Origin of the sequence: Skermanella sp. TT6 (assembly GCF_016653635.2) — a bacterium.
In the GTDB taxonomy this organism is placed as follows: domain Bacteria; phylum Pseudomonadota; class Alphaproteobacteria; order Azospirillales; family Azospirillaceae; genus Skermanella; species Skermanella cutis.
This window is the reverse complement of the sequence record NZ_CP067420.1, coordinates 5,222,715-5,240,423: the sequence shown is the minus strand read 5'-3', so window position 1 is coordinate 5,240,423 and position 17,709 is coordinate 5,222,715. Positions and strand designations below refer to the sequence as shown.

Below are 17,709 nucleotides of genomic sequence, written 5' to 3'. Positions count from 1 at the left end.
CGGGGCGGCCGACCCCTTGTCGATGGGGTGAGCCAACCCTTTTTCGCGCCGCAATGGTGCCATATTGGCAAACCACAGTGCCGGCGCGGAAGAGGGATTTTCCGCATCCCGACGGATGCTCCACTTCGAGGTGCAGAGGAGGCAAACGTTGCCGCAAACTATCGCGCTGGTTGACGACGACCGCAACATCCTGACGTCGGTGTCGATCGCGCTGGAAGCAGAGGGCTTCGAGGTCCGGACATATACGGACGGCGACGAGGCGCTGCGGGGCCTGACCGCCAAGCCGGTCGACCTCGCCGTGCTCGACATCAAGATGCCCCGCATGGACGGCATGGAGCTTCTGTCGCGCCTGCGCCAGGTCAGCGGGCTGCCGGTCATCTTCCTGACCTCCAAGGACGACGAGGTCGACGAGGTGCTGGGCCTGCGCATGGGCGCCGACGACTACATCAAGAAGCCGTTCAGCCAGCGCCTGCTGATCGAGCGCATCCGGGCGCTGCTGCGCCGGGAGCAGATGCGCCGGGACAAGTCGGCGGGCGGCGAGCCCAGCACGGTGATCGTGCGCGGCGACCTGGTGCTCGACCCGGCGCGCCACGCCTGCACCTGGAAAGGCCAGCCGATCGAGCTGACGGTCACGGAATTCCTGCTGGTCAAGGCCCTGGCCGTCCGCCCCGGGCACGTCAAGAGCCGCGACCAGTTGATGGATGCCGCCTATGGCGAGCATATCTACGTGGACGACCGCACGATCGACAGCCACATCAAGCGGCTTCGCAAGAAGTTCAAGGCGATCGACGGCGATTTCGGGCAGATCGAGACCCTGTACGGCGTCGGCTACCGATACCGCGATGCCTGACGACGGCGTGGCCTCCCGGGTGCGGCCGCCGGTCCCGGCCGGCCGGCACTCCGGCTCCCCGTCCCGGGCCGACCCGGCGGAGGCCCGCCGGCGCGACGGGGGCGACCGGACCCAGCCGCGCCGGTACCGGCGGACCCTGTCGCCGCTGACGCTGCGCATCCTGGCGGTCAACGTGCTGGCGCTCGCCATCCTGGTCGGCGGGCTGCTCTATCTCGGCCGCTACCAGGACCGGCTGATCGAAAGCGAATTGGAAGCGCTGCGCACCGAGGCCCGGATCTTCGCCGGCGCCATCGGCGAAGCCGCGGTCACCCGCGGCGGCGACGAGACCAACGAACTGTCGCACGACCTGGCGCGCCAGATGGTCCGCCGGCTGGTCGAGACGACCGATACCCGCACCCGGCTGTTCGACCCGTCGGGGACGCTGGTGGCCGACAGCCGCGTGCTGATCGGCCCCGGCGGAGTCGTGCAGATCGAGGAACTGCCGCCGCCGGTCCAGGGCGGCCCGATCACCCGCTTCGCGATCGACCTGTACGACGACATCGTCAACGCGCTGCCGTCCCGCGACAAGTTCCCGGTGTTCCGCGAGGGACCGGTCCAGGTCGCGGACAAGTACGCCGACGTCGTCCGGGCGCTGGCCGGCGACGTGAGCGCCAGCGTCTGGACCACCCACGACCACGGCATGATGCTGACCGTCGCGGTGCCCGTGCAACGGTTCAAGCAGGTGCTTGGCGCGGTCATGCTGTCGCGCGGCGGCGCCCAGATCGACGCGGCGATCCGCTCGGTCCGCCTGGACATCCTCAAGGTGTTCGCGGTGGCGCTGGCGGTCACGGTGCTGCTGTCCTTCTATCTCGCCGGCACCATAGCCCGGCCGATCCGCAAGCTGGCGGTGGCTGCCGACCATGTCCGGCGCGGCCACGGCCGACATCACGAGATCCCGGACTTCAGCCGCCGCGGCGACGAGATCGGGGACCTGTCGGGGGCGCTGCGCGACATGACGGCGGCGCTGTGGATGCGGATGGACGCGATCGAGAGCTTCGCCGCCGACGTCGCCCACGAGATCAAGAACCCGCTGACCAGCCTGCGGAGCGCGGTCGAGACCGTGGCGCGGGTGCGCGATCCGGACCAGCAGCGCCGGCTGATGTCGATCATCGAGGACGACATCCAGCGCATGGACCGGCTGATCAGCGACATCTCCAACGCGTCCCGCCTGGACGCAGAGCTGAGCCGGGCCGAGGCGGAGCCGGTGGATATCGGCCGCATGCTGCGCATGCTCGCGGACATCCACCAGACCACGGCGGCGGAGCGCTCGGCTCCCCGCGTCCTGCTGGAGCTTCCGCCGGCCGGCGACCTGACGGTGCCCGGACTGGAAGGACGGCTGGTGCAGGTGTTCCAGAACGTGATCGCCAACGCCGTCTCCTTCTCGCCGCCGGGCGGCACGGTGACGGTCCGGGCGGCCGTGGTCCGGGCATCGCCGGAAGGGGAGCGGGTCGAGGTCACGGTGGAGGACGACGGCCCCGGCATCCCGGACGGCAAGCTGGAGGCGATCTTCGACCGGTTCTATACCGAGCGGCCGGCGGGCGAGAAGTTCGGCACCCATTCCGGCCTGGGTCTCAGCATCTCCAAGCAGATCGTCGATGCCCACGGCGGCGAGATCTTCGCGCGCAACCGCCGCGACGGGCTGGACGAGGTCCGCGGCGCGGTCTTCACGGTGCGCCTGCCGCGCGCCTGAGCCGTGCCGGACATGGCGCCGGCCCTTGTGGCGCGGGCCCGTTCGGGATTATGCTGAAACGGTTGCAAAAGGCGGCGGCGATGAACGGCATCATGGGAATCGCGCTTTCGGGCGCGGCGGTCGAAACCCGGCGGATCGACGCGAGCGCGTCGAACATCGCCAACGCGCGCACCACCGGCAGGCTTGGGGAAGCCGGAGCGGCGGGCGGGGCGCGGTCGCCCTACGCGCCGGTCGCCGCGACCCAGGGCGACGTGCGCGGCCCGGAGGGGCAGGGGGCCGGTGTCCGGGGCGGGGTGAAGCCCCTGTCGACGCCGGTCGTCGCCGAGTACGACCCCTCGTCGCCGGACGCCGACGCCAAGGGCATGGTCGGCGTCCCCAACGTCGATGCCGGCGGGGAGTTCGGCCAGCAGATCCTGGGCTCGCGCGCCTACTCCGCCAACCTGTCCGTGGTCCGCGCGACCGGCGACATGACCCGCGACCTGCTGAGGATGCAGGCCTAGGAGTGACCGGTCCGAGCGCGGTCGGACAGCCCGGTCATTCTGTTTTGGTTCCCGCTTTGGGCCATGTTCGCCAATTGATCCCCCCTTGTGCCCTTTCCGAGTCGTCTTTCCCGGAGTGACCCGCCCATGTCCGCGGCTTCCAAGCCCCTTCCGCTCGTCGGCATTCCCGCCTGCATCCGTCCGCTGGGGCACCATCCGTTCCATATCGCCGGAGACAAGTATATCCGCGCGGTCTCCGACGGTGCCGGGGCGCTGCCGATGGTAATTCCGGCGCTGGGCGGCTCGCTCGACCCGGAGGAACTGGTGGCCCGGCTCGACGGGCTGCTGGTCACGGGAAGCCCGTCGAACGTGGAACCCGCGCGGTACGGCGGGCCGGCCAGCGTCGCCGGCACCCTGCACGATCCGGAACGGGACGCCACCACCCTGCCGCTGATCCGCGCGGCGATCGCGGCGGCGGTGCCGGTGCTGGCGATCTGCCGCGGCATCCAGGAGCTGAACGTGGCGCTGGGCGGCACCCTGCACCAGCGGGTCCAGGAACTGCCGGGCCGCCTCGACCACCGTGCCGACGATTCCCGGCCGGTGGAGGAGCAGTACGCCAAGGTCCACCCGGTGCGCCTGACTCCCGGCGGGGTGTTGGCGGGCATCCTGGACGACGGGGCGGGCAACGGAGCGGGAACCGGGGAAATCCGCGTCAACTCGATCCATGCCCAGGCGATCGACCGCCTCGCCGACGGGCTGAGCATCGAGGCCGTGGCGCCCGATGGGATCATCGAGGCGGTCAGCGTGACCGGGGCCGCCGCCTTCGCGCTGGCGGTCCAGTGGCACCCGGAATGGCGCTTCCGGGAATGCCCGGACAGCACCGCCCTGTTCCGGGCCTTCGGCGCGGCTTGCGCGAACCGCGCCCGGAGGGCGGAGCGTCCGCGGGCCTGAGGTCAGCCGGTCCGGGCGATCCTGGTCAGCAGGTCGATCAGGACGGCCTGCTCCCCCTTGCTCAGGTCCTTGACCATGGCGCGCTCGTGGGCCCGGACCCGGGGGATCAGCTCCTCCACCAGGGCGGCGCCTTCCGCGCTGAGTTCCAGCGCATAGGACCGGCGGTCGTTGGGCGAGGGCGCGCGCACGACCCAGCCGCGGCTTTCCAGGCGGTCGATCACGGCGACCATGGTCGAGCGGTCGATCCCGACCGCGGTGCCCAGCTCGGACTGGCTGAGGCCCTGGTTCTCGCAGATCAGGATCAGGACGCCGAACTGCCCCGGCGTGATGTCGTGGGGGGCCACCGCGCTCTGGAAATTCTGGAACACGGCGATCTGGGCCTTGCGCAGATTGTAGCCGACCAGATCGGGCAGCAGACCGAGGGCAAGCTTCGGCTGGCGGGTATCCCGGGCGCGCGGACGCTTCAGGACTTGTGGTCTCGCGGTGTCAGGCAAGTTTGCTCCCTCGATTTGTCACCCGGCGCATCGAGGCGCCGGTGCGCGGAGCGGGGTGCCGGTCCGGTCCCCGCGTCGGCCGGATGAAAAGCGTTCCGGTATGGTTTATCGAATATCGCTAAAGAAAGAGGATGATGATGCCCTCGTAACGCACCTTGCGCGCGGGTTGCAACCGCTACCATGTCGCAGGGGGAGGGGTGCATTTTATTGCATACTTGATATGCGTTTTGCGCATTGGTCGGAACCGGCCGCTCCGCCACCTTCCTGGACGAAGTGAGGCCTCTTCCCCTGGAGGCAGTCGCCCGGCCACCGGTTTCCCCTGCCGCATCCGGGCTCCCGCAGCGGAGCTTCAGCGCCCGGCCACCCCCTTGGCCGGGCGTTCCCGCCGGCCCGTCATCCCGCGGTCAGCCGGCCGACGAAATGGTCGATCTGGACCTGGACCGCGTTGAAGCTGTCCTCCAGGCTGCGGATCCCCTCGTGCAGCCGGTGGACCGCCTGGCCGTTGCGTTGCGCCGACTGCGCCACCCCCTCCATGTTGGAGCGGAGCCGCTGGGTGCCGCCCGCCGCCTGCTGGACGGCGCGGCTGATCTCCTCCGTCGCGGCGTTCTGCTGCTCGACCGCGCCGGCGATCGAGGCGCTGATCTCGCTGATGCTGACGATCACCCCGGCGATGCCGTCGATCTCCCGCGCGGCGTCGCCGGTCGAAGCCTGGATCGCGCCGACCAGCCGGGAAATCTCGTCCGTCGCCTTGGCGGTCTGGCCGGCCAGGTTCTTCACCTCGGTCGCGACCACGGCGAAGCCCTTGCCCGCCTCGCCGGCGCGCGCCGCCTCGATCGTGGCGTTCAGGGCCAGCAGGTTGGTCTGGCCGGCGATGCTGGAGATCAGGGTCAGCACGTCGCCGATGCGGTTGGCGTCGTCCACCAGCTTCTTCATGCGCTCCACGGTGCCGGTGACGCGCTCGTTGGCGCTGCCCGAGACGTTGTGGGAGGCGTGGGCCTGGTTGGAGATCTCGGAGATCGAGGCGGCGAGCTGCTCGACGGCGGCCGCGACCGTCTCGACGTTGGAGGTGACCTCGGTCGTGGCCGAGGCGGCTTCCCGGGTGAGGCTGGCGTTATCGCCGGCGCTGGCCGCCACGTCGCCGACGGCGTGGCTCATCTCCCCGGCGGTCCGGTTGACGCTCGCCAGCAGCTGTCCGACGTCGGTGTCGAAGCTCTCGGCGACGGAGGCGAGCGCCTGGCGGCGCTGGACCTCCGCCTCCGCCCGCAGGCGGATCTGCTCGGCTTCCAGCCGGGCTTTCTCGATCGCGTTCTCGCGGAAGGTCACCACGGCCGCGGCCATGCGGCCCAGCTCGTCCTTGCGGCTGGTCGCCGGCACCTCGACCTCGGTGCGGCCCGAGGCCAGCGTCGTCATGACCGAGGTCATGTCGACGATCGGCAGGGTCAGCCCGCGGACGATCAGGACCAGCACGCCGCAGACCAGCAGGAGGGCCGCGGCGCAGACGCCCGCGATGTGGATCGTCTGGTCGCGGATGTCGTCGTAGATGCGCTGGGGGGACAGCCGGACCTCGACCGAGCCGATCGTCTCCTCCCGCGAGCCGGTGCCGCGCACGATGTCGGCCCGCCGGACGATCGCGCCGTCATGGTCGGCCGCGGCGATGCCGTGGCTGGCGAAGACCCGGCCGTCCTTGTCGGAGATGGCGCTGCCCAGGTAGTCGGGGTCGGATTCGAGAGCGGCCAGGGTCGCCTCGCCCGCGCCGACGTCCATGTTCCAGACCGCTTCGCCGGCGCCGCCGACCAGCACCTTTGTGACCATCTGGGCGCGCTCGGACAGGGCGTTCTGCGCCTTGGTCATGTTCATGTAGGCGACGCCCAACGTGGTGCCGAGCGCGATGGCCGTCAGCAGGATGACGATCGGTACGATTACCCTGATCATCAGGCTTCGGTTGTAGAAGCTCAGCATTCCATGAATCCCTTTGCTCGCTTTGCGCGTCCTGACCGCCTGGAGCGTTCCCAGGAGAGCATAAACCTGAAATTGCCACCGAAATTTTAATATCATCAATATAAATGTTCCGTACCACGATAATCGGCACCTCTCCGGGTCGCGCCCCTGCCGCCGCAGGCAGCCCGCGGCGATCCTCAGGAAACCGGCGCTCCCGGCCATCCCCGGGCAGGCAGGTCGAATCGGAGCACCTCGGCGTTCCGCGCCGGCCCGCGCTGATCCGCCGCAAGCAGGATCGACAGGACGCGCGCCACTCCCTTGCTGCCGATCAGCAGCGGCAGGTTGTCCCGGCGGGCCAGGATGTCCGCGAGGGCGGCGCCGACCCGGGTGCGGAAATCCGGCTCCGCCTCGCCTCCGGGAGGATCCTCCCCGGCGTCGAGCAGCGGCTGGGTGGCCGCGATGTCCAGCCCGTTCCAGCCGCCCAGCCGGCGCTCGACCAGCCCGTCGTGGAAGGTGACCGGGCAGGCGATGCCCGCGACCTCGCGGACGATCTCGGCGGTGCGGCGGGTCCGCAGCAGCGGGCTCGCGACGATGGCGTCGATCGAGCCGGCCGACGCCCGCAGCAGTTCGCCCGCCGCGCGGGCCTGGGCCTCGCCCAGTTCGGTCAGCGGGATGTCCACGTCCCCGCCGCAGCGCACCTTCCGCCGGTTGAACTCGGTTTCGCCGTGACGCATGAAGAGCAGGGCGCGCCCCGCCTCGACGATGTCGGCCATCTCGCTTCCCTTCGCAGCTTCGGTCGGGAGGTTGGGTATCGACCGGCCGGCCATGCTGCGCCGCCCGGATCAGAACTGTTCGATGAAGCGGGCGACGCGGCTCCATTCCTCGGCGAGGCGCGGGCCGTGGCCGGCGATCGCCGCCCCGTCCCCGGCGGCTCCCGCCCGCTCCAGGTCCTCGCACACGCCGGCGAGCGCCGACGCGCCGACCATCCCGGAGGCGCCCTTCAGCTTGTGGGCGTGGCGCTTCACCGCGTCGGCCGGCTCGCCGGACCGGATCGCGCCGGCCAGCGCGTCGTGGACCGGCGCGCTGGCCTGGACGTAGCGCGCCAGCAGCCCGCGGATCGCCTCGTGGTCGTCGCCCAGCAGTTCGCGGAAGCCCCGCGTGTCGATCGGCGGCTCCGCGGCCGGGGAGGGGGCCGGGGAGGTGGCCGGCGGCGCCGCCCCGGCGGGTTCCGCGCCGCCCTCGCCGCCGCCCTCGCCGCCGCCCTCGCCGCAGTCGTCGGGCTCGGCGTCCGCCTCGGGCAGCCAGCGCGCCAGGGCCCGGCCCAGGCGCATGGTCTCGACCGGCTTGGTCAGGCAGTCGTCCATGCCTCCGGCGATGCAGCGCTCCACGTCGCCGGCATGGGCGTTCGCGGTGATGCCGACGATCGGCAGCCTCGGGCCGCCCGCGGTCTCGCGGTTCCGGATCGCCATGGTCAGCTGCATGCCGTCCATCTCCGGCATGTCGCAGTCGGTCAGCAGCAGCACGTAGGGCCGCCGGTCCAGGGCCGCCAGCGCCTCGACCCCGTCGTTGACCGCGTCGGCCTCGCAGCCGAGCTGGGCGAGCTGGAGCACGATGACCTCGCGGTTGATCGGGTGGTCGTCGGCGACCAGGATCGGCCCGCCGGGCGCCAGCCTGACCTGCTCCTCCAGCAGCCCGGCGTCGGGCTGGTCGGCGCTGTCCTCCGCCAGCCGCCCGGCCGCGACCGCGACCATCCGGTTGAGCCCGCCGCGCCGGAACGGCTTGGCATCCGAGCCCAGCCTCACGCGCGGCACGGCCGGCAGGGCGGAGCCGGCCGCCACGCCCGCGTCGAGCAGGATCACGGGGGTGGGTCCCATGGATGCCGCTCCCGCCGCGGCGATCCAGGAAGCCGCCGAGGCCGCTTCCGCGAATCCCATGACCGAGGCGCCGTCGGCCTGGAGATAGCGCGTCGCGACCGCGCGCTCGTCCTCCTCCGGCACGATGACGACCACGCCGACCCCGTCGAGATCCACGAGGCCCATGGCGTGCTCGGTCCAGGCGCCCTCGACGACCGGCAGCGACAGCTCGACCCGGAAGGCGCTGCCCTTGCCGGGCGCGCTGTCCACGCCGATGGTGCCGCCCATCAGCTGGGCCAGCAGCCGGCAGATCGACAGGCCGAGCCCGGTCCCGCCGAACCGCCGGGTGGTCGAGCTTTCCGCCTGGGTGAAGGGTTGGAACAGCCGGGCCGCCTGCTCCTGGGTCAGCCCGATGCCGGTATCGATGACGCGGACCAGGACGTCGGCCCTGCCGTCGCGCACGCCGTTCAGGTCGATCCTCAGCGTGACCGAGCCTCCCGCGGTGAACTTGATGGCGTTGCCGACCAGGTTGAACAGGATCTGGCGCAGCCGCATCGGGTCGCCGATCAGCCAGCGCGGGATCGCCGGATCGATGAAGGTGACGAGGCGCAGCCCCTTCTGCCAGGCCGCCGGCGTCAGGGTCGCGGCGACGCCTTCCACCGTGTCGGTCAGGGTCATGGGCACCTGCTCCAGGTCCAGGCGCCCGGCCTCGACCTTGGAGAAGTCCAGGATGTCGTCGATGATGCTGAGCAGCGACACGCCGCTCTCGCGGATCACCGCGACCGAGCGCCGCTGGTCGCTGTCCAGCCGGCTGCGGCCGAGGATGTCGAGCATGCCCAGCACGCCGTTCATCGGCGTCCGGATCTCGTGGCTCATGGTGGCGAGGAAGGTCGACTTGGCGCGGGTCGCGGCCTCGGCCTCCTCCTTCGCCTGGCGCAGGGACGACTCGGCCTGCTTCAGGCCGGAGATCTCGAACAGCCACACGACGATCACGCCGCGGCCGTCGAGCACCGACGGCTCCCACGACATGATGGTCCAGCGGATCTCTCCGTCGGCCCGGCGGAACGCGGTCTCGACGCCGCGCACGCAGGCGTTGGCGTCGAACACCTCCAGGCAGTCGCCGTGCTGCGCCGGGTCCAGGTACAGCCCCTCGAAGTCGGTCGTCAGCAGCTGGTCGCGGGTGCGGCCGAACAGGTCGCACAGGCTGGGATTGGAGAAATGGATGCGGCCCTGCCGGTCGATGATGCAGACGCCGACCGGGCTGGTCTCCAGCAGGTGCAGCAGGCGCAGCTCGCTGTCGTGCAGCGCCTGGACCGCCTGCTTGCGCTCCCGGCCGATCGTGACCAGCGCCACGAAGTTGATCGCCGCCTCGACGAAGTTGACCTCGTCGTCGGCCCAGGTGCGCGGGGCGCCCCGGTGCTCGCATCGGACGACGCCGACCTGGCGCTGCTCGACCTGGACGCAGATATGCATCAGCGAGGTGACGCCCGACGGGCGGAGCACCGGGTCGAGCAATTCGGCGACGCGGATGTCGGACTCGACGTCGGCGACCACCAGCGAGCGGTCCCGCATCAGCGCCCGGCGGTAGAGCGGATAGTGGTTCAGCGGCAGCGCGCCGCCGCCGGTCTCGTCGCCCGCCGCGGCGCGGCAGGCCTGGTGCTGGGCCACCCTGGTCAGCGCCGGGCCGTCCGCCGCCTCCTCCATGATCCAGATGCTGACGCTGTCGATCCGCAGCGTCATGGCGATCACGCCGGTGATGTTGGTCAGCGCCCGGTCGAAGTCGGACAGCCGCATCGCGTCGAGCTTCGCGATCTCCTGCAAGGCCGTGGTCTGGCGCAGCAGGCGGATGCGGTTGTCGCGCAGATGCTGCTCGGTCCGTTCGCGCACCTGGATGTCCAGGACCAGCCGCTCCTCGGTCCGGCGCAGCTCGTCCAGGGTGCTTTCCAGCCGGGCGGCGTAGGCCTGGACGTTCTCCAGCAGGCCGCGGTTCTGGCTGGTCGCGATGTCGTAGAAGCGGGCGAGCTGGAGCAGGATGACCTGCATGTCGAGCACGCAGTGGCGGCCGTCCGGAAAGGCCACGACGACCGGTTCGTAAGACTGGCCGCCCGGCCGGAGCAGGGCGATCTGCGCCGCCATCTCCAGCCGGTCGTTGGAATCGAGCCGCAGCGCCTGCATCCGCTCCGTGCTGACCATCTGCGCGACCGGCCGGCCGGCGTAGAACTCGCGCCCCAGCGGCCGGGCCAGGCATTCGGTGAACCGGCCGCGCGGCACCATGCCGGCATGGCGCCCGCTCCGGCTGAGCAGGATGCCCGGCAGCGTGGGGTGGGCCGCGAACAGCTCCTCGATCCGCTCGACCGGGGTGTCGCTCTCGACGGTCAGGTCGTGCCCGGGCAGGTTGCCAAGCACCGAATCGATCTTGAGCCGAAGCCCCTCGACGCCCGGCACCTCGCCGGCGCCGTTCTCGCCCTGGGCGGCGTCCGCCTCGCGGGGCGCCTGCTGGACGGCCGGTCGAGCCGTCATCGCGCTCACGCCCTCCGGGTCGGCTGGGCCGCGGGAGCCGGCGCGCCGGCGAACAGGTGGCGCGGGGTCGCCGGCGGGTTGAGGCAGGTGAAATGATGGGCCGGGCCGCGCCCGAGCAGCCATTCGCGCACGAAATGGATCTGGTTGACGTCGCTGAGCGCCGGGGTGTGCCCGGTGTTGGGCACGAACACGGCGGTCACGTCGGGCTTGGCGGTCATCTCCTCGACCGTCTCCGGCAGCAGCGCGTCCGACACCATCCCGCGCAGGACCAGCACGGGCAGTTCCAGCCGGGCCCAGTCCTCCCGCTGGTCCAGGCTGACCTGGGCCTCCTCGGCATAGGCCTGGAGCGCGCGCGGGTCGTGGCGGTAGATCCGGCCGCCGTGCCCGTCGGACCACTTGGTCTGGAAGAAGGTGTTGTGCAGCAGCTCGTCCTCGGTGACCGGTCCCTCGTTCTTGGCCGAGGCGCCCAGGCGCCGGAACAGGTCGGCCGGCCGCCGGAAGACATAGTGGCGTGCGACCGCCTCGGCGCGCCGCCGGCGCCGTTCGGCCGGCATGTAGGGGCCGATGTCGTTGAGCACCAGCCGCTCAACCAGATCGGGTCGCCGGGCCGCCAGGGCCATGCTGACGCTGCCGCCGAGGGAGGAGCCGATGATGCTGGCGCGCGGACAGTCCAGGTAGTCGAGCAGCTGGATCATCGCCTCCACGTTGGTTTCGATCGTGTAGTCGCCCTGGGTCGGCATCCAGCCGCTCATGCCGCGTCCCGGCCAGTCCAGGCAGACCACGTGGAAATCCTCGCACAGTCCCAGCGCCAGGTAGTCCCAGCGCCGCGCCGTGTTGGCGATCCCGCCGACGCAGATCACCAGCGGCCCGTCCGGGTCGCCCCAGTCGGTGAAGGCCAGCCGGATCGGGGTGTCCTTGACCTGGTGGGCCGGCCAGTGCCCCTGCAGCCGCTTGGGATGGATATAGTTGTAGAAGCACTGGTCGAACCGGCCGTCGAACGGCGCCGCGGTCCGCCCGGCCAGCAGATCGTACTCCTCCCACGTCATCGCGTCGCCCCACGACAGCAGGGAGAAGCCGCCCTCGTTGCCGGAGCCGTCGGGGATCACCGCGAGGTCGTCGGTGGCGAAACCTTCATGGATAGCCGAAGTCATACTGTCGTCTCCTGCTCGGATGCTTCGTCCGGACGGGCCGCGGGGCCCTCCGGCAGGGGAGTGGGGGCCACCGCGAAGGCGGCCAGCAGCACGATCACCGAAAGCGCCGCCAGGGCGCCGAGCGCCGTCAGCGCGGGACCGTAGCCGTAGCCTCCGACCAGCCAGGCCGCCGCCATCGGGCCCGCGAACAGGCCGACCCGCTCGCACACGCGGTAGATGCCGAGCACGGGGGTCCGGCCGAACCGGTCGATCTCCGCGCGGGCCACCCGGAACAGCACCGTCACCTGGGGCGACATCCCGATCGCCTGCGAAGTGCCGAGCAGGGCCACGGCCGCCACCGCGGCCGCCGTTCCGGACAGGGCCGCCAGGTCGCCCCCCGGCCCCCAGACGGGAATGATCATCATCGACGCGGCCGACAGGGCGATGCCGGCCGACGTGAACAGCATCGGCCGGCCGGTGCGGTCGACCAGCCGCGACCACGCCGTCGCGGTCAGCGCCAGGATCAGGGAATAGATCATCACGATGCGGGCCGTCTCGGTCGGCGACGCCTCGGCGTCGTGGAGGTACAGCGGCAGCAGATAGAAAAGGAATGCCCCGTTCACGAGGCGCGACGGCACGGCGGCGAAGGCGACCAGGGCGACGACCAGTGGATTGCGCAGCAGCGCCAGCGGGCGGAACGGCTGGCGCGGGGCGGACTCGCGGTACGCCTCCAGGAACAGGGCCAGGACCAGGGCGCAGGCGGTGACCGCGGCGGCGGCGAAGAAGGCCTTGTCGAAACCGGCCGCGTCGGCGACGGCGCTGCCCGCGAGGGTGCCGCAAATCGTCCCGGCGAAGAAGGCGCTGAGATATTTACCCGAGGCCTGGGTGCGCGCCTCCGGCCCCATGATCCGCAGGATTCCGTCCTGGACCAGGATCATGACGATGCCGTACCCGAACCCGCCGACCCCCCGCCATAGGATCAATTCGTGAACGGTTCCGGCCAAGCCCGCCAGCGCGAGGCCGGTGCCCGACAGGGCCATCGCGGCCAGGATCAGCGTCCGGTGGGTACGGCCCCGCTCCCACAGGCCGGTGGTCAACTGGGCGGCCGCCACCATCAGCCAGAAGGCCGACACCGGCACGCCGCCGGCGACTTCCGGCGAGAGCCCCGGCCACGCCAGCGGCAGATTGCGGGCGTAGACGGGAAGAAAGGCGTTCGAAAAAGCGTCGGCGGCGATGAAAAGGAAGAACGCTCCCCGGATCAGGCGGAGTTGCCGTCCATGCACTCCTCGCACGGCGATTGACGCGCCATGGCTCTCTCTTTCGGCGCTCTGATCGTCTTGCGGTAGAGGTGTGTTCCGCAGGGAGCTCGAAAGGTTTTCCGGCGTCATGAATCTCACAACTATATAGGATTACGCCTACGAAATATTCTAACTTTAATTTATAGGATAGTTATATGGCTTACAACCTATTTTTTGCGGTCAGGTTTTCTGGTCCGCTCCTTTTTTGGTAACAAACATGTCCTGAATACTACTTATAATAACATTATGCATGAAGCTATTGTGCATAAAAGTTGTATCATGAAGATGAGCCTTCGGCCGACTGCGCATAATTGCGCAGTTTTACCATTGTCTTTCGACGCCTCTTCGACGGCAACTGCGGACAAGAACGTCCTGCTCGTGTTCTGGAAGGGGGTGACCGACTCGAAGAAGACTTTCCACGCCAAGCTCACGGAACTTGGGATCACGGCGACCCACGCCGAAGTTTCCCGTATCCGAATCCGAGGCAGGGATGCATGGCGTCGTCATGCCGCCCGACGCAGTTCTTGAGAGTTGAGTCCACGATCGGAACGCAAGGCCGCGGGTCGGATCAAGGGAGGGACGCCCAGGAGGCACCCCGGAACGGAGTGTGTAGTCTGATCTGGCATCACGTGAGGAGTGACTGGACATACGGCCGTTCACGTTTGATGAGCGCGAGCCTGCAGTATGGAGCCGCGCGTCGGTTCTGGCAGATGCATGGGAACGCTCAGCCACACGGAGGTTGTTGTCGAGACAACAATTTCCGGCATCGGGGGAGTGCCTTACCGGTTTGAACCATTTTTTCCAGAAGAAGGATTTTTGAATTGCTCCCAAATGGTGGTCAAGTTACCATAAATGCGAATTAAGATGACCTAAAATACGCAAATATGTTAACGAGGGTTGTATCATGAAGGTTCGCTTCCTGTTTGCCGCCCTGCTGGGCGCGCTCGTAGCACTGCCGCTCTCCGCCGTTCCTGCGGCGGCACAGGAAAAGAACATCCTGTTCGTCCTGTGGAAGGGGTTCACCGCCTCGGAAGAGGCTTTCAAGGTCAGGCTGGCGGAACTGGGCATCAAGGCGAATTACCGCGAGATAAACGGCAACCAGGATCGCGGCGCGTTGGCTTCCGCCCTGCAGGCGCTCGAGGCCGAAATCGAGGCCAAGGCCTTCCATGCGGCCTATACCCATGGAACGCCCGCCACCCAGGTCGCGACCAGCGTGGTCCGCGACCGCGTCCCGGTCGTGTTCGACATCGTGGTCGATCCAGTCGGCGCCAAGCTCGTAAAGTCGCTGCAGGAGCCCGGCGGCACCGTTACCGGCGTCACGAACGGCGTGCCGATCGCCACCCAGTTCGACGCCTTGACCAAGCTTAAACCGATCAGGACCCTCCTGGTGCTGTTCAACTCCCGCGAGCCCAATTCCAACATCGTCGAGAACGAGGTTCGCAGCTGGGCCGAGAAGAACGGAGTCAACATCACGTCCCGCCGCGTCACTCCCGGCAACGAATCGCTGAAGGAAGTGCTGGCGGAAATCACGTCGGGAAAGGTCAAGGTGGACGCCGTCTATGCCGGCGCCGACAATTACGTCGGATCGGTCGCGGGCGAGATCCACGCCGCGATCGGCAACATAGTGCCGCTGTTCGGAGCCACCCAGACCTACACCAAGGCCGGCTGGCTCGCGGCCTACGGGGCATCCGCCACCGACATGGGCATCGCTGCCGCCGAGCAGATGGCGAAGGTGCTGAACGGCGCCAATCCTGCCACCCTGCCGGTCCTGCTGCCGAAGCCGAAATTCTTCATGTCCAAGGCGGCGGCCGAAAAGCACGGCATCACGCCGCCGGCCGATGCCATCATGGACAACTGACCGCCTCTATAGACCGGAGTTGCTCGGCCCCGTGGCCCGCCGGCATTTCCCTGCCGACGGGCCATGGGGTTTTCCTTTTCGGAAGCTTGACACCTTGACACCGTACCCCTCGAAGGACTCGGGTACGGTGCCATGGAAACCGGAGGCCCGCCGTTACGTCTTCGGCGGGCACGCCGACGGCGGCGCTTCGACCGGCGCGCTGGCATGGCCCGACAGGTACTTCAGCGCATCGCCCAGCGTGCCGGCCCAGACCGGCCATTCATGGTCGCCGGCGACCACCCGGAAGACCGCCTTGCCCGGCTGGTGCCGATTCAGGTCCCGGAACAGGACGGCCGCGTGGTAGGCGATCTCGAACCGGTCGATGTCGCCGCTGTTGATATAGAAGGGGACCACCAGCGGCTGGGTGCGGTAGGCGTCGAACAGGGGGCGCCAGCCCAGGCGCTGCCATGATTCCGGATCGAACTTGCCGTCCTTCTGGAAAGGCGGATCCTTCATCGCCGACGAGGTGGCGGGCGGCAGCGGTTCGTAGACCGCCGGGCTCAGCGCGCCGGCGGCGGCGAACCGGTCGGGATACTGGAAAGACAGGCGGGCCGCGGCAAGGCCTCCCGCCGACAGGCCGGCCACCAAGCGGCCGGAACGGTCGGCGATCGTGCGGAACCGGCGCTCGACCTCCGGCAGCAGCTCTGTCATCAGCACGGTCTGGGATTTTTCCGCGTTGGCGTCCACCCACCACATCTGCTTGTGGCCGGGCATCACGACCACCGTCGGCGGAATGGCTCCCCCGGCGATCAGCGCGTCCAGGGTCGATTCGGCCTTGCCCTTGACCAGCCAGTCATGTTCGTCGCCGTTGGCGCCGTGCAGCAGGTACAGCACGGGATAGGACAGGCACGCGTCGGCGTAGCCGTCCGGCAGGTAGACCGTGAAGCGGTAGTCGCGGCCGAGCGTCGGCGAGGCCAGGCTCTGTTCGAGCACGGTGCCCGCCAGCGCCGGCGCCGCGGCGAGCCATGCGGCGAGTGCGGCGCCGGCCCAGGCGCCGGACGGCAATCCCATGGAGGTCGCCAGGGCGGCGAACCTTGATCCAAATCGCTTCATTTCCGTTCCCCTCTCCGCGCAGTCCCGGCCCAACGCGATGCTCCGGGTAATCTTGCCGGGTGCCGCAGATTAGCCGTGGTTGCATTCGCATGATAGATCTTATTATAAGGAGCATGTTCGATATGCATTGCACCTATACGGAATATCACTTAGAATACTGATTAACTCGGGTTGCAAGGCGGCCCTCGCTCCGGATGCCTTGCCGCGACTCCGTCGATTTCCTTCTCGTCTATTCCAGCAACCGGTGGCGTGCCACCCCGATGGCAAAGCCAACGGAAAGGCCCCGATGCCGCCGGTGATCATGCATGATCGAGGTCTCCCCCAATGGCCCAAGCCCTAATCGCATCCCGCAATGAGCGCCTGCTCGTCGTCGAGGACGACGAGTTCAGTCAGCAGTTGATCGAGCTATACCTGCGCAAGGCCGGTTTCACCGAACTGACGGTCGCCAACGACGGCCGCCAAGCGCTCGACTTGGCCAAGGCCAACACCTTCGACCTGATCCTGCTCGACCTCAACCTGCCGAGGATCGGCGGGACGGAGGTCGTCCGCCGACTGAAGAAGGAAGGGTTGCTGGCCAACATTCCCGTCGTGGTGATCTCCGCGATCACCAACATGGAAGACACGATCCAGTGCATCGAGATGGGCGCCACCGACTATCTGGCGAAACCCTTCAACGTGATGCAGCTTCAGCAGCGGGTGGATGCCTGCCTGGAGCGGCGCCGGCTCCGGCAGGAGGTGGCGGTCGCCCGCGAGAGCCAGGCGATCGACCGGCGGGCGGCGCGGGCACTGCGGGCTGCCCTGGCGCGGCAGGGCTTCCCGCTTCCCGGCTCCGGCTTCCCGGTGGACGCCGCGGTCCTGGCGGAACCGGCGTCCGGCGCCGGCGGCGCGGAGCCCGGGCTGGGCGGGGACTTCCACGACGTCCTGCCGGCCCCCGGCGGCGGCACCTGTTTCCTGGTCGGCACCGTTGCCGGCTCGGGGGTCGCCGCCGTGCTGACCGCCGCGCGCGTCCGGGCGCTTGCCCGCGCCGCCGTGAACGAGGGCGCGGACCCGGCGGAGGTGGTCGCCTCGGTCGGCCGGGAACTGGACGGAGGATTCCCGGTCGGCCTGTTCGTCGGCCTGTTCCCGGCCCAGGGCGGCGCCCTTCGCCACGCCAATGCCGGCATGCCGGCCCCGGTTGTGCTCAGCGGCATGCTGGGCGTCCTGCCGCTCGCCGGCCGCCGCGGCCCGCCGCTCGGCGGGGACGGGAGCGACGAGGCGGCTTCGGGCGGCGAGATTTCGCTCCAGCCTGGCGACGGGCTGGTGGTCTATACCCGCGGGCTGGCCGATGCCGCCGACCCGGCCGGGGCCACGTTCGGCGAGCAGCGGCTGCGCGCCGTGCTGGAAAGCGTGCTGTCCGCCCCGCCGGACGTCGTCGCCGCCAGCCTGTGCGAGGATGCCGCCGCCTTCGCCGGCGCGGGCGCCCCCCGGGGCGACGTCACCATCGTCGCCCTGCGCCTGCGCGGCTGAGTCCCCGCCCG

At 69.5% G+C, this 17,709-nt stretch carries 13 protein-coding genes; 6 read left to right on the top strand and 7 right to left on the bottom strand.

Annotation, left to right across the window (positions count from 1 at the left end; translation table 11 throughout):
* The first annotated feature begins 148 nt into the window (after positions 1-148).
* The 4 genes from IGS68_RS24450 (at position 149) to IGS68_RS24435 (ending at position 4,009) form a co-directional block, all read left to right on the top strand.
* On the top strand, positions 149-850 hold the full coding sequence (locus IGS68_RS24450) for a response regulator transcription factor (RefSeq protein ID WP_247881059.1): 702 nt from the start codon (positions 149-151) through the stop codon (positions 848-850).
* Positions 843-2,579: a stimulus-sensing domain-containing protein gene (locus IGS68_RS24445; protein WP_201074946.1), complete on the top strand. Its 1,737-nt coding sequence runs from the start codon at positions 843-845 to the stop codon at positions 2,577-2,579. Before IGS68_RS24450 ends, IGS68_RS24445 begins: the two co-directional genes overlap by 8 nt.
* Before the next feature lie 92 nt (positions 2,580-2,671).
* A complete protein-coding gene (locus IGS68_RS24440; protein ID WP_201074939.1) occupies positions 2,672-3,079 on the top strand; it encodes a flagellar basal body rod protein FlgC in 408 nt (135 codons plus the stop codon).
* Between the two features lie 126 nt (positions 3,080-3,205).
* Entirely contained in the window at positions 3,206-4,009 is an 804-nt protein-coding gene (locus IGS68_RS24435; RefSeq protein ID WP_201074936.1) for a gamma-glutamyl-gamma-aminobutyrate hydrolase family protein, read from the top strand.
* A gap of 2 nt (positions 4,010-4,011) precedes the next feature.
* Here IGS68_RS24435 and IGS68_RS24430 read toward each other — a convergent pair whose 3' ends face one another.
* The 6 genes from IGS68_RS24430 to IGS68_RS24405 all read right to left on the bottom strand — a co-directional run bounded on the left by IGS68_RS24430 (position 4,012) and on the right by IGS68_RS24405 (position 13,227).
* Positions 4,012-4,503, bottom strand: coding sequence for a MarR family winged helix-turn-helix transcriptional regulator (locus IGS68_RS24430; protein WP_201074935.1), 492 nt, complete (start codon positions 4,501-4,503; stop codon positions 4,012-4,014).
* A 393-nt stretch (positions 4,504-4,896) separates the two neighbouring features.
* The gene (locus IGS68_RS24425; RefSeq protein ID WP_201074933.1) at positions 4,897-6,462 is read right to left on the bottom strand and encodes a methyl-accepting chemotaxis protein; all 1,566 of its coding nucleotides are present in this window, start codon (positions 6,460-6,462) and stop codon (positions 4,897-4,899) included.
* A 176-nt stretch (positions 6,463-6,638) separates the two neighbouring features.
* Positions 6,639-7,214, bottom strand: coding sequence for a histidine phosphatase family protein (locus IGS68_RS24420; RefSeq protein WP_201074931.1), 576 nt, complete (start codon positions 7,212-7,214; stop codon positions 6,639-6,641).
* A 69-nt stretch (positions 7,215-7,283) separates the two neighbouring features.
* Positions 7,284-10,814, bottom strand: coding sequence for an ATP-binding protein (locus IGS68_RS24415; RefSeq protein WP_201074929.1), 3,531 nt, complete (start codon positions 10,812-10,814; stop codon positions 7,284-7,286).
* A 5-nt stretch (positions 10,815-10,819) separates the two neighbouring features.
* Positions 10,820-11,965 carry an alpha/beta fold hydrolase gene (locus IGS68_RS24410; RefSeq protein ID WP_201074927.1) on the bottom strand — a complete coding sequence of 382 codons (1,146 nt, stop codon included), beginning with the start codon at positions 11,963-11,965 and terminating at the stop codon, positions 10,820-10,822.
* Complete coding sequence (locus IGS68_RS24405) at positions 11,962-13,227, bottom strand: MFS transporter (RefSeq protein WP_201074925.1); 1,266 nt, start codon at positions 13,225-13,227, stop codon at positions 11,962-11,964. The genes IGS68_RS24410 and IGS68_RS24405 overlap by 4 nt, the downstream gene beginning before the upstream one ends.
* A 919-nt stretch (positions 13,228-14,146) precedes the next feature.
* Here IGS68_RS24405 and IGS68_RS24400 point away from each other — a divergent pair.
* On the top strand, positions 14,147-15,100 hold the full coding sequence (locus IGS68_RS24400) for an ABC transporter substrate-binding protein (RefSeq protein WP_201074923.1): 954 nt from the start codon (positions 14,147-14,149) through the stop codon (positions 15,098-15,100).
* Between the two features lie 153 nt (positions 15,101-15,253).
* Here the strand turns inward: IGS68_RS24400 and IGS68_RS24395 are convergent, their stop codons facing one another.
* A complete protein-coding gene (locus IGS68_RS24395) occupies positions 15,254-16,192 on the bottom strand; it encodes an alpha/beta hydrolase (RefSeq protein ID WP_201074921.1) in 939 nt (312 codons plus the stop codon).
* Between the two features lie 324 nt (positions 16,193-16,516).
* On the opposite strand from IGS68_RS24395, the gene IGS68_RS24390 reads away from it, so the two are divergent.
* A complete protein-coding gene (locus IGS68_RS24390) occupies positions 16,517-17,698 on the top strand; it encodes a SpoIIE family protein phosphatase (RefSeq protein WP_201074918.1) in 1,182 nt (393 codons plus the stop codon).
* Positions 17,699-17,709: the final 11 nt, after the last annotated feature.